Below are 12121 nucleotides of genomic sequence, written 5' to 3'. Positions count from 1 at the left end.
GCCAATGAGCACAACCATCGACTCCAACGCTGCAGCGTCCGGCGTTCACTTTGAGCAAGCCGCCGAGCGCACCGGCTTCCGCGTCCTGTCCGCGATCAGTTTCGCGCACTTCCTCAACGACATGATCCAGTCGTTGATCCTGGCGATCTATCCGATGCTCAAGGGCGGCTTCAACCTGAGCTTCGTGCAGATCGGCCTGCTGACCATGACTTACCAGGTCACGGCATCGCTGCTGCAGCCAGTGGTGGGCCTGTACACCGACAAGCATCCCAAGCCTCACTCGCTGGCCATCGGCATGGGCTTTACGCTGGCCGGGCTGCTGCTGCTGTCGGTCGCGCCGACCTATGGCGTGCTGCTGGTGGCAGCGGCGCTGGTCGGCACCGGGTCGTCGATCTTCCATCCGGAGTCGTCGCGCGTGGCGCGCATGGCGTCGGGTGGCCAGCACGGGCTGGCGCAGTCGATCTTCCAGGTCGGCGGCAATGGCGGCAGCGCCATGGGGCCGCTGCTGGCGGCGGGCATTGTCCACAAGCAGGCCAGCGTGGCGTGGTTCTCGCTGGCGGCGCTGCTGGCCATCGGGGTGCTGTGGAAAATCGGCGGCTGGTACGCGCAGCAGCTCGCGCACCGCGCGCGCAAGGGCAAGGCGGCCGGCGCCAAGGCCAGCCCGGTGCCGACGCGCGTGGTGGTGCGGGCCATGCTGGTGCTGCTGGTGCTGGTGTTTTCCAAGTATTTCTATATGGCGAGCCTCACCACCTACTACACCTTCTACCTGATGGAGAAGTTCGGCCTGGCGCGCCAGACCGCGCAGGTCTACCTGTTCGTGTTCCTGTTCGCGGTGGCGGCGGGCACCATCCTGGGCGGGCCGATCGGCGACCGCATCGGGCGCAAACGGGTGATCTGGGCCTCGATCCTTGGCGTGGCGCCGTTCACGCTGGTGCTGCCGCACGTGGGCCTGTTCTGGACCGGCGTGCTGACCTTCATCATCGGCTTCATCCTGGCGTCGGCCTTCTCCGCGATCCTGGTGTTCGCGCAGGAGCTGATTCCCGGCAAGGTGGGCATGGTGTCGGGCCTGTTCTTTGGCCTGGCCTTCGGCATGGGTGGCATCGGCGCCGCGGTGCTGGGCGGGCTGGCCGACACGCACGGCATCCAGACTGTCTACCGGCTGTGCGCGTTCCTGCCGCTGCTGGGTCTGCTGGCGGTGTTCCTGCCCGACCTGGGCGGCAAGCGCAAGACCGCCTGACGCGCGCCGGCGCACCAAGCGCCATCGCACCCCACCCGGACGGGGCTTTTTCACTGGGGCCGGTGTCTTCTACACTGGCATGACCATGCCTGCACGCCGGTCATCCCCACCCATGCCAGTGCCAGCCGCGCCATCCTCGGCGCTGGCGGCGCTGCGCGCGGATGGCCACGCCGCAGTGCTTGAACGCCGTGTATCGGTGATCGCAGCCACGCGCGACGCCGCCATGGTGCCGCACCTGATGCGCGCGGTCGGCTTCCGCATCGATGACGACGATGCCATCGTGACCGTATTCCTGTGCCGCCAGCAGTCGCGGCAGGTGCTGGCCGACATCGCGGCCAACCGGTCGATCGCCGTGGTGTTCAGTGAACCGACCACGCACCGCACGCTGCAGCTCAAGGGCTTTGACGCGCGCGAAACGCCTCTGCAGCCTGGCGATTGCGCGCGCGTGGCCGCCTACCGCCTGGCGCTTGGCGAGGAGATCAGCCTGATCGGACTGGAAGCGGCGCTTGCCAACGCCTTCCTGGCGTGCCCGGACGATGACCTCGTCGCCGTCAGCTTCACCCCGGCGCAGGCGTTCCAGCAGACGCCCGGTGCCCAGGCCGGGCAGGCACTCAGCCCGGCAACAACGTGACACCGAAGCCGCGCGCGCAACCATGACGGCCCCGCTGAACGCCGCCGATATCCGCGATTGCCTGGAAGGCGTGATTCCCGCCGTGATGGCCACCTGCGCGGCGGACGGCACGCCCAACGTCGCGTATCTCTCGCACGTGCAGTACGTCGATCCCGAGCATGTCGCGCTGTCGTTCCAGTTCTTCAACAAGACGCGCGAGAACGTGCTGGGCAATCCCGTGGGTACGGTGCTGATGATTGATCCGGACACGGCGGCCATGTACCGCCTGACCGTCCATTACCTGCGCACCGAGACCGCCGGCCCGCTGTTCGAGCACATGAGGGCCAGGCTCGCCGGCATTGCTTCGCATTCGGGCATGGAGAATGTCTTCAGGCTGCAGGGCGCGGACGTGTACCGGGTCTCGGCCATCGAAGCCGTGCCGGGCGGCGGGCGCCTGGCTGTGCCGTCGGGCCAGGCTCGCCGGCAACGGCTCGGCGCACTGCGCTGCATGACGGAAAGGCTGGCGGCCTGCACCGAGACCGGCCAGCTCTTTGACGTGGCGATGGGCGGCCTGGCGGCAGACTTCGGCGTCGACCATGCCATGCTGCTCATGCACGACGCACTTGCCGGACGTCTCTACACCGTCGCCAGCCACGGCTACGCAGTGTCTGGCGTCGGTTCCGAGATCGCGCTGGGGGAGGGCGTCATCGGCGTGGCCGCGCGCGAGCGTACGCCGATCCGCATCATGCACATGACTTCCGACCGCAGCTACAGCCGCGCCATGCGCGACAGCGTGATCGACACGGGTTTGTCGGCGCGGCTCGAAACCGAGATCCCGCTGCCGGGGCTGCGCGCGCCGGGCAGCCAGCTCGCCGTGCCGGTTTGTGCCGGTCACACGCTGCTGGGCGTGCTGTTCGTCGAAAGCGAGCGGGAACAGCGCTTTACCTATGAGGACGAGGACGCCCTGGTGATCCTTGCCGCGCAGCTCGGCCACGCCATGCGCGGGCTGCAGGCCAGCGCCGACGCCGCGGCCGACGAATCCGCCGTGGCCGCGATGCCCGGCGATGTGCCGCCGCCCGCGCCGCAGCCGGTGCTGGTGCGCTACTTCGAGGCCGACGGCAGCGTCTTCCTCGACGATGACTACCTCATCAAGGGCGTGGCCGGCGCCATCTTCCGGCGCCTGGTCTGCGACTACCTCCACGCCGGGCGCGAAGCCTTCACCAATCGCGAACTGCGGCTCGATCCCGCGCTTGGCCTGCCGGACATCAGCGACAACCTCGAGGCGCGGCTGGTGCTGCTGGCGCGCCGGCTGGTGGAGCGCGACGCCAGCGTGCGCATCGAGCGCACCGGCCGCGGCCGCTTCGCCTTGCGCGTGGCGCGGCCGCTGCGGATCGAGCACGTGGAGCGCGGCGGCTGATCAGCCCGCCGCCCAGATGGCCTGCATCGACCCGGACGGCAGACCGAGCGCGCGCGTGAGCTTCATCCAGTCCGGCATCGGCAGCAGCGTGCGGCAGACCTCGAGCAGGCCGGTGAAGGCCTCCGCCGGCGCGTTCTCGCGGATGCCGGCGAGCATCAGCGCGCGCTCGGCGGGCGTGACGTTGGGCAGCATCCAGCGGGCGATCACGCCGACCGTCTCCTGCGGCAGCGAGGCCACGATGCGGTTCTCCACATCGAGCAGCTCGGCATCGGTATGGCTGGCCCACAGCACGGCGTTATGCCGGGTCTCCTCGAAATGCATGTGTTCGTAGTTCTCGGCAACGAACAGCGACAGCTGGCGGTACAGCTCGCGGATGGCGTCGGGGCGTGCCGCCGGCATGGTGGCGGCCACGCGGTCGGTCAGCGCCAGCAGCGCCCGGATCTCGGCCATATGGGTCACATGCTCGTGGGCGATGCGCGCCGTGGAACCCGGCACGCGCGCTTCCATGGCGGCGTGCACGTAGTCGTCTTCCTTATGTAGGTGCTGCTCGCAAGCCGACAGCAGATCGCGTACCTGACTCAGCGTGCCGCGCAGCTCGGCCTCGTCGTCGGTGTCGGTGCGGCCGACGCGCAGCAGCGTGTCGGCCATAAAGGCGCGCAGCGCCTTGTGGATGCGCCCATAGATATCGAAGCGCGGCGCTGCTTGTGCATGTTGGTGTGATTGCGTGAAGCCGTGGGTGTTGCCTGTGACTGCCATGATGAACCTGTCTCCTTCAGGGGCACCATCGGTGCCCGGGCGGCCTGCGATTGGCAAGTCCGGCGCCAGTGGCGATCCGGATCGCGGCGCCATCAGGCCGGTGCTGGCCGCCGCATGCAAGGCAGTCTAGGAAGCGGCACGAGCGCGGGTTCGTAAAAGTTCGCTCAGGAAATCTTAACTGTTCCTTAAAGCGCGAAAATGAGCGAATGGGCGCGAATGGCATCAGGGACCGCGCGTGCCGCGTGTGTGCATGCGCGCGAATTGGATTGGCTGCGATATATGTAGTGAATACGACGCACGACGGCGCGAATTGCCGCTGCATGCTGCGAGGCGCGCAGCAAGCGCGTGTTTTGCGGCATCATGGCGGGCATGACGTCCGCCGTACCTTCGCTTCCCGCTTCCCCTTCCACCGCTGTTCCCGCCTGTGAGCGCTGCCTGGCGCTGGCGGCGGATCCGCGGCGCCGCGAGCCGCCGTCCTGCCTGGCGCTGCGCAGTACCGCGCCGCTGGTCAGCCAGAGCGTGGCTGGCGTTCCGTACAGCATGCTGACCTTCTGTTGCCGCGACTGCGGCACGGTCTGGCGCCTGTATGACCGCGCCAACGAGCTCTTTGTCTCATGGGTGCCGGAACACCCGCTGGTGCGCTAAGGCGGCAAGCCGCGCCAGTCGATCGGCTAAGATACGCGACGCGGCCACGTGCCACGCCCCGCGCCCTTCTATCTCCCGCACCTGTCATGGCTTTTCATTCCCGCTTGCCCGTACTGGCCGCGCTTGGCGCTGCCGGCCTGATGGCCACAGCGTTGCCCGCTGCAGCCGCCGACAACTACCCGAGCCGCCCGATCCGCATGATCGTCGCCTATCCCACCGGCGGGATCAGCGATACCGTGGCGCGCGCGCTCGGCGAGCGGCTCTCGGCCCAGATGGGCACCTCCGTGGTGGTCGAGAACAAGGCCGGTGCCGGCGGCAGCATCGGCATCGATGCGGTGGCCAAGGCCGCGCCGGACGGTTACACGCTCGGCTTTGCCTCGACCAGCCCGCTCACGCTGAACCCGCATGTGGGCCATGTCAACTACGACCCGCAGCGCGATGTGGCGCCCGTCATGAGCGTGATGTACTCGCCGGTGCTGATCGTCGCCACGCCGAGCTTTGCCGGCAAGACGTTCCAGGACCTCGTCGCACTAGCCAGGGCCAAGCCGGGCTCGGTGCGCTGGGCCACTTCGGGCCTCGGCACGGTTGGCCATGTCGTGCTCGAGCAGGTGAAGGCGAAGTCGAAGGCCGAGCTGACGCTGATCCCATACAAGGGCGCAGGCCAGCAGATGAACGACGCGCTCGGCGGCCAGTTCGAGGTGATGAGCACCAATGCCAGTCCCGCTTTGACGCAGCACATGGAGGCTGGCCGGCTGCGCCCGCTCGCCGTGGGCGCACCGAAGCGCATCGAGAGCCTGGCCGGCGTGCCGACGCTCGCGGAACTCGGTTACCCGCAGGCGAACCTGACCTCGACCTTTGGCATTTTTGCCCCGGGCAAGACGCCGGCGGCGATCGTCAACAAACTCAACGCCGAACTCAACAAGGCGCTGGCCGAGCCCGGGGTGCGCGAGCGCCTGCTCAAGGGCGGTGAAGTGCCGACCGGCGGCACGGCCGCGCAGTTCGCCAAGGCCATCCATGACGAATCCGTGGAGAACGCCCGCATCGTCAAGGAAGCCGGCATCAAGGCCGACTGACGCTCTCCACCGGGTCCAGCCGGTTCCCGAGGCCGTAGACGGCGGACAGCCGTACGCCGTTGTGCGGCCATAGCGCGAGCTTGGTACGGACCCGGGACAGATGGCTGTCGACCGTGCGCGAAGCCGCATCGACGTGATAGCGCCAGACCTCGTTGACCATGGTCTGGCGCAGCACCAGCGAGCCGAGGTTGCGGAACAGCAGCACGGCCAGGTCGAATTCCTTTGGCGCCAGCGCCACCGGCCGGCCGTGGACCCATGCGCGGCGGTCGGCCGTGGCGAAGCGGAAGGCGCCGTGGCTGAGATCGCAGGCGTGCGCACCGGCCGGACATGCGCGGCGCAGCAGCGCCATCACCCGCGCGGCGAGTTCCGCCATGCCGACGGGTTTGCGCAGATAGGCGTCGGCACCTTCGCCAAAGCAGGCAGCGATATGCATGTCGTCGTCGCTGTCTCCGAGCAGCATCACCGGCAATTCATGCCCGAGCGTGCGGCGCACCCATGACAAAACGTCCAGCGCCGAAATGCCCGGCGCGTCACCGTCCAGCAACAGCATGTCGAAGGTGCCACCGCGCAGTGCCTGGATCAGGGACTTGCCGTGGATGTAGCGCGAGCACTGGTGCCCATTGAGGCGAAGGGTCTGGTCGATGCTGACGGCCCGGGTCGGGTCGGCCTCCAAAACGGCAATTCTCACGTCGAGTCTCCTGGCGCTTCTGAATGCAGGAAGCCGGCGCAAAGGCCGGCATGGCAGTCGCCCATGGTAGGGACCCGCGCTGCGGCACGGAGTAAACGATTGTTGAAATCCAGTTTTGAGGCACCTCCTATTCTGATGTCCCGGTTCCCGGTTTCTAATTTCCTCAAGCGCAAACGCTGAGGAAGACAGACTATGGGAAAGACGATTGCCTCGCTGGAAGCCGATCCGGTCCATGCGGCACTGGTCCGCAGGATCGTCAATGAAGCCGGCTATGAATGCGTGAGCTTCAGCCAGAGCCGGCGCCTGCTGCTGGCCTTGCATGACACCGCCTTCGACTTGCTGCTGCTCGACTGGCAGATGCCGGGCATGTCCGGCCGCGAGGTGCTGAACTGGGTGCGCGGCAATCTCGACCGGCGCATTCCCGTCATCTTCCTTTCCGCTCATGGAGCCGAGGCCGATATCGTCAGCGCACTCGTTGCCGGTGCGGACGACTACATGACCAAGCCCGTCCGTGCCGCGGAGCTGTCGGCGCGCATCGGCGCAGTGCTGCGCCGCACCTGTCCGGGGGATTTCGCGCGCAACGCGCCATTGCGCCTGGCCGGCTATGTATTCGATTGCGTGGCGCGGCAGGCGACGTTCCATGGGCATCCGGTCTGCCTGACGCCAAAGGAGTTCGACCTGGCGGTGCTGCTGTTCCGCAATGAGGGGCGCATCGTCACGCGCGACCACATCATTGCCACGGTCTGGGGCCGCGAGATTTCGCCGCTGTCACGCACGATCGATACGCATGTGTCGCGCGTGCGCAGCAAGCTGGGACTGCATGCCGAGAATGGACTCCGGCTGACGCCCGTCTATACGCATGGGTACCGGCTGGAGCTGGCGGAGAGCGAAGCTGCGTGAGCTAGTGCCTTGCTGCGCCACCTGCCAAGCATGGTAAACGGCCCGACAATAAAAAAAGGCACCCGAAGGTGCCTTTCTGCCAAACAGTCAACTGATCGGGAAACGATCAGAAAATGTGGCGGATACCAGCGGCCACGCCGAACTGGTTGTTGGAGCTCGGCAGTTCGGTGATCGACTGACCCGAAACGTGGTTGTAGTCGGCAGCGCCGTAGACTTGCGTGCGCTTCGACAGCGAGTACTCGGCGATCAGCGCGCCGGTGTAACGCTTGCCGCTGGCGGTCGTGCCGTTCACGTTCTGAGCCCAGTCATAGTAGAACGCGCCCGTCACAGCCAGGGCCGGGCTGGCTTGCCAAGTCGTGCCAGCGTAGGCGATGTTGTCCTTGCGCGGGTTGTTGGCCGCGCCGGCGATAATTGCCGTAGCCGCCGGGGAGTTGATGTTCTGGTTCAGGTTGATGTCAGCTGCGCCGGTGCGGTCCTTGCCACCCTGGTAGCCCAGGAACAGCTTGAATGCCTGGACCGTGTACTTGCCGCCAACGCCCCAGAACTGCTGCTTGTTGCCAACCTGGTCGCGCGATTCCTGGAACACGCCGCCGAAGCCGAACGGGCCGTACTCATACGCGGCGTGAACGCCCCAGTACGGAACCGACGAGCCATTGGAAGTCGGGGCGCCCGAAGCCTTGGTGAAGCTGCCCGGGGTTTCGCCGAAGGCGTAGCTGGCGCCGACGTCCAGGCCACCGAACTTGCCGCTGTAGTTGACGACGTTGTTGTTGCGCAGGCGGGCCAGGGTGCCGTACATCCAGGAGTTCTGGAAGTAGTTACCGACGGTCAGAGGATCGTAGTCGCCGAAGAACGCAAATGCTTCGGAGTTCTGGCGGCCCAGCTTGATCGCACCGAAGTTGCCGCTCAGGCCGACATAGGCTTGACGATTGAACAGCTGGCCGGTCGAGGCGCCGTTCATCTTGCCGGTGTCGAGGCTGTAACCGTTTTCCAGTTGGAAGATCGCCTTCAGGCCGTTGCCGAGGTCTTCGGCGCCCTTCAGGCCCCAGCGGCTCTGGGTGATGGCGCCGTCCGTCAGTTCGGTCAGGCCGTGACCCGCAGCGTCGGCGTGGTTGGTATAGCGCAGGCTGACGTCGGCGATGCCGTACAGCGTGACGGAAGTTTGTGCAAAAGCGGAACCTGCCAGCAGGCTGCCGGCGGCGAGGACGATGGCCGATTTCTTCATGGTGCTCCTTTTCTGTTCTGTTCTGGTCTCCGCCGGATCACGGCGGGGCACGGGGTCTACGTTTCCTGTAAACGCCGCGAAAATTTAACAAAACGTCAGAGCGAAGGACACAAATACGCGTGGGAGGCCGGATTCGAGCAGGATTTTGGTGCAAATCCGTTGTCTGGCCGCTACACAATACCGTGTTGGTGCGTTGCACCAGCATCGGACACTAGTTGGCCGTGTGGGGAGGGAGGAAGCGACACCGGCGCCCCCTTGCTGCAGGGGGGCGCCGGTGGCTAAGCGGGCAGGACTGGCGAATCAGCCCTGGGGGATCTCGATCTTGACTTCGAGCACTTCCAGGTTGTCCTGGCGCTCGAGGCTCACGCGCAGGTCCTGGTCGCTGATCTTGACGTACTTCGAGATCACGGCGACCAGCTCGCGCTGCAGGGCCGGCAGGTAGTCGGCCGGGGCCGAATGGCCCGTGCGTTCATGGGCCAGGATGATCTGCAGCCGCTCCTTGGCGACCGAGGCCGATTTCTTCTTTTCCCCCAGCAGGAAGGACAGGATCGACATGGGGATGAGTCCTCCGTACTTGTTTTACTTGTTGCCGAAGATGCGCGACAGCAGGCCAGGCTTCTGGTAGTCCGTGAAGCGCATCGGCTTGTCCTTGCCCAGGAAGCGGTCCACCACGTCGCCGTAGGCGTCCGCCACGTCGCTGCCTTCCAGGTGGATGGCGGGCGTGCCCTGGTTGGACGCGTGCAGCACGGCCTCGGATTCGGGAACCACGCCGATCAGCTTGATGCGCAGGATTTCCTGGATGTCGGTCAGCGACAGCATCTCGCCGCCGTGCACGCGCTTGGGGTTGTAGCGCGTGATCAGCAGGTGTTCCTTGATCGGCTCGCCGCCTTCGCTGGCGCGCTTGGTCTTGGAGGCCAGGATGCCCAGGATGCGGTCCGAGTCACGTACCGAGGACACTTCCGGGTTGGTCACGATCAGCGCCTCGTCGGCGAAATACATGGCCATCAGCGCGCCCGACTCGATGCCGGCCGGCGAGTCGCAGACGATGTACTCGAAGTTCATGTCGACGAGGCCCTTGATTACCTTCTCGACGCCGTCCTTGGTCAGCGCGTCCTTGTCGCGCGTCTGCGAGGCCGGCAGGATGAACAGGTTCTCGCACTTCTTGTCCTTGATCAGGGCCTGGTTCAGGTTGGCTTCGCCCTGCACCACGTTGATCAGGTCATACACCACGCGGCGCTCGCAACCCATGATCAGGTCGAGGTTGCGCAGGCCGACGTCGAAGTCGATCACGGCCGTCTTGTGGCCGCGCAGGGCCAGGCCCGCGGCAAAGCTGGCGCTGGTGGTGGTCTTGCCGACGCCTCCCTTGCCGGAGGTCACAACGATGATTTTTGCCATGGCTCTTTGGTCCGTAATTAGGTTGAAGCTTGCGCTGCAGTAATTCAGGTGGTGACTGGTCGCCGGATCATTTGAACCGGATGGCTTCCAGAATCAGTTTTTCATCGGCCAGGCGAACCTGGGCGGTCTTGCCGAGCACGTCGGCCGGCAGCGTCTGCTCGGCCGTGCGATAGATGCCGGCAATGGAAATCAGTTCGGGTTCCATGCACGTGCTGAAGATGCGCGCGCTGGTGTTGCCCTTCACGCCCGCCAGCGCGCGGCCGCGCAGCGGGGCATAGACATGGATGTTGCCTTCGGCGATCACCTCGGCGCCGTAGCTGACCACGTCCATGATGACCACGTCGCCCTGCGCGTAGACCTGCTGGCCCGAGCGCAGCGGCTTGTCGATCAGGATGGTCTGGGTCTGCTGGATGGCGGCCTTGACGGCGGCTTCGGTGGCGGACTGGGCAGCGGTGCGGGCCGCTTCCTCGCGCGCGGCCTGTTCGGCGGCGGCTTTTGCCAGGGCGCGTTCGGCAGCCTCGACGGCTTCTGCCGATTCCCTCAGGCCGCGGCGGCTCTGGCTGTCAAGCAACGGCAGGCCGAAGCGCTGCGCCCACTCGTGCTGGCCAGGGCGCGCGACCACGCCGATCGCACGGGCCTTGAGCGTCGCCAGCGTGCCGATCACCGTGTCGAGAGAGATCTCATCGTCACTTTCAAGCGCGCGCAGGTCCAGCGCAATCACGTCATTGGAGAAGAAATCGGGGGTGGCTTCGAACCGGGAGAGCAGGTCGTCTCGCAGTGCAGCCATGTCGGCGGTCTGGAGGGCGAGAAGGAGGGCGTCTACATTGCCACTGCGCAGCTCGAAGCGTGGCGATTTCTTCTGTGACATAGCCGGGTGACCGTGGAAATGCCACATTCTAACTGCGTCTTCGGTGCGAACTGTAACAAATAGGCCGACTTTATCCCCAGGTGCCGCACGCAATCCATTGGACGCGCAGAAGTGGTGCCGGCGGCAGCGCGATCAGGCCGTCCAGACGCTCGTCACGTCACCTTGTTACGATTGCGCCATCTGCAGAGGGGAGCCGTCATGGGTGCGATCGTCAATTGTGTGGCTTACCGGGCAGGCAAGCGGCTCGGCACCGTTGGCATTGAAGAGATTCCGCAGGCGCTCAGCGTGCCAGGCACCTTTGTCTGGCTGGGCCTGCACGAACCGGACCTGTCTCTGCTGCGCCAGGTGCAGCAGTCATTCGGATTGCACGACCTGGCGGTGGAAGATGCGCTTGACGCACACCAGCGGCCCAAGCTGGAGGCTTATGGCGACTCGGTGTTTGTGGTGCTGAACACTGCCCAGCTCGTTGGGGACGAGGTCGTGGTGGGCGAAACCCACTTGTTTGTCGGCCCCAACTATGTGGTCTCGGTGCGACATGGCGCCAGCAGCACTTACGCGCCGGTGCGCGAGCGCTGCGAGCATGACCCGCAGGGTCTGGCCAATGGCCCGGGCTATGTGCTGTATGCATTGATGGATTTCGTGGTCGACCACTACCTGCCGATCGTAACGCGGCTCGAGGACACTTTCGCTGAACTGGAGCAGGGCATCTTCCGCGACGAATTCGACCGCGCGGCGATCGAGCGCCTCTATCAGATCAAGCGGCAAGTGCTGCGCCTGCGCAATGCGGTGAATCCGGTCGAGGATATCTGCAGCCAGCTCATCCGCCTGCACGAAGAGCTTGTGCCGAAGGAACTGCGCGCCTATTTCCGCGATATCGAGGACCACGCGAGCCGTCTGGTGCGCACGCTCGACGTCGTGCGCGAAATGCTGACCACCGCCGTCCAGGTCAACCTGGCCCTGGTCACGGTCAGGCAGAACGAGGTGGTCAAGCGTCTCGCCGGCTGGGGCGCCATCCTGGCGATCCCGACGGTGGTGTTCAGCCTCTACGGCATGAATTTCTCGTTCATGCCAGAGCTCAAGTTCCACTACGCGTACCCGCTTGTGATCGGTGTAACAGTCGTCGCGTGCGGCGGACTATGGCGGCGTTTGCATCGCGCCGGATGGATCTGAGGGGGGCTTATTAGTTGTATGGATTTCATTCGATAATTTTTTTGGTTGTTGATTATTCGCTTGAATAATTGCGCCATCGTCATTGGCTTCCGGGCCGCATCGCCGCCTCCTACACTGGATTCAAGAAGGCCCAGCGCATC

Annotated in this window: 13 protein-coding genes; 7 read left to right on the top strand and 6 right to left on the bottom strand. The window is 65.5% G+C overall.

Annotated elements, in window-relative coordinates; genetic code table 11:
- The first annotated feature begins 4 nt into the window (after window positions 1–4).
- The 3 genes from AC3FNH_RS21385 (at window position 5) to AC3FNH_RS21375 (ending at window position 3264) form a co-directional block, all read left to right on the top strand.
- Complete coding sequence (locus AC3FNH_RS21385) at window positions 5–1237, top strand: MFS transporter (RefSeq protein WP_488721476.1); 1233 nt, start codon at window positions 5–7, stop codon at window positions 1235–1237.
- Between the two features lie 112 nt (window positions 1238–1349).
- Window positions 1350–1868, top strand: a complete 519-nt coding sequence (locus tag AC3FNH_RS21380; protein WP_276099088.1) for a hypothetical protein — start codon at window positions 1350–1352, stop codon at window positions 1866–1868.
- A 22-nt stretch (window positions 1869–1890) separates the two neighbouring features.
- Window positions 1891–3264 carry a GAF domain-containing protein gene (locus tag AC3FNH_RS21375; RefSeq protein ID WP_276099089.1) on the top strand — a complete coding sequence of 458 codons (1374 nt, stop codon included), beginning with the start codon at window positions 1891–1893 and terminating at the stop codon, window positions 3262–3264.
- On the opposite strand, the gene AC3FNH_RS21370 is transcribed toward AC3FNH_RS21375, so the two are convergent.
- The gene (locus AC3FNH_RS21370) at window positions 3265–4020 is read right to left on the bottom strand and encodes a hemerythrin domain-containing protein (RefSeq protein ID WP_488721475.1); all 756 of its coding nucleotides are present in this window, start codon (window positions 4018–4020) and stop codon (window positions 3265–3267) included.
- A gap of 360 nt (window positions 4021–4380) precedes the next feature.
- Between AC3FNH_RS21370 and AC3FNH_RS21365 the strand changes: the two genes are divergently transcribed.
- Entirely contained in the window at window positions 4381–4665 is a 285-nt protein-coding gene (locus AC3FNH_RS21365) for a hypothetical protein (RefSeq protein ID WP_276100867.1), read from the top strand.
- Between the two features lie 86 nt (window positions 4666–4751).
- Entirely contained in the window at window positions 4752–5738 is a 987-nt protein-coding gene (locus AC3FNH_RS21360; protein WP_276099091.1) for a Bug family tripartite tricarboxylate transporter substrate binding protein, read from the top strand.
- Here the strand turns inward: AC3FNH_RS21360 and AC3FNH_RS21355 are convergent.
- Window positions 5725–6426 (bottom strand): response regulator transcription factor, encoded by a 702-nt coding sequence (locus tag AC3FNH_RS21355; protein WP_488721474.1) that lies wholly within the window; start codon window positions 6424–6426, stop codon window positions 5725–5727. The two genes, AC3FNH_RS21360 and AC3FNH_RS21355, sit on opposite strands and share 14 nt — an antisense overlap.
- Before the next feature lie 192 nt (window positions 6427–6618).
- On the opposite strand from AC3FNH_RS21355, the gene AC3FNH_RS21350 reads away from it, so the two are divergent.
- On the top strand, window positions 6619–7326 hold the full coding sequence (locus AC3FNH_RS21350) for a response regulator transcription factor (RefSeq protein ID WP_488721473.1): 708 nt from the start codon (window positions 6619–6621) through the stop codon (window positions 7324–7326).
- A 106-nt stretch (window positions 7327–7432) separates the two neighbouring features.
- On the opposite strand, the gene AC3FNH_RS21345 is transcribed toward AC3FNH_RS21350, so the two are convergent.
- The 4 genes from AC3FNH_RS21345 to minC all read right to left on the bottom strand — a co-directional run bounded on the left by AC3FNH_RS21345 (window position 7433) and on the right by minC (window position 10811).
- On the bottom strand, window positions 7433–8548 hold the full coding sequence (locus tag AC3FNH_RS21345) for a porin (protein ID WP_488721472.1): 1116 nt from the start codon (window positions 8546–8548) through the stop codon (window positions 7433–7435).
- Window positions 8549–8848: 300 nt separating this feature from the next.
- Entirely contained in the window at window positions 8849–9103 is a 255-nt protein-coding gene (gene minE, locus AC3FNH_RS21340) for a cell division topological specificity factor MinE (protein ID WP_006164360.1), read from the bottom strand.
- A gap of 24 nt (window positions 9104–9127) precedes the next feature.
- Window positions 9128–9943, bottom strand: coding sequence for a septum site-determining protein MinD (gene minD, locus AC3FNH_RS21335; protein ID WP_276099095.1), 816 nt, complete (start codon window positions 9941–9943; stop codon window positions 9128–9130).
- Window positions 9944–10010: 67 nt separating this feature from the next.
- On the bottom strand, window positions 10011–10811 hold the full coding sequence (gene minC / locus AC3FNH_RS21330; RefSeq protein WP_276099096.1) for a septum site-determining protein MinC: 801 nt from the start codon (window positions 10809–10811) through the stop codon (window positions 10011–10013).
- A gap of 198 nt (window positions 10812–11009) precedes the next feature.
- Here minC and AC3FNH_RS21325 point away from each other — a divergent pair, with 198 nt between their 5' ends.
- On the top strand, window positions 11010–11981 hold the full coding sequence (locus tag AC3FNH_RS21325; RefSeq protein ID WP_488721471.1) for a magnesium and cobalt transport protein CorA: 972 nt from the start codon (window positions 11010–11012) through the stop codon (window positions 11979–11981).
- The last annotated feature ends 140 nt before the right edge of the window (window positions 11982–12121 follow it).

It is taken from the genome of Cupriavidus sp. 22TCCZM01-5 (assembly GCF_057798915.1).
This window is presented reverse-complemented; position numbering and strand designations above follow the sequence as displayed.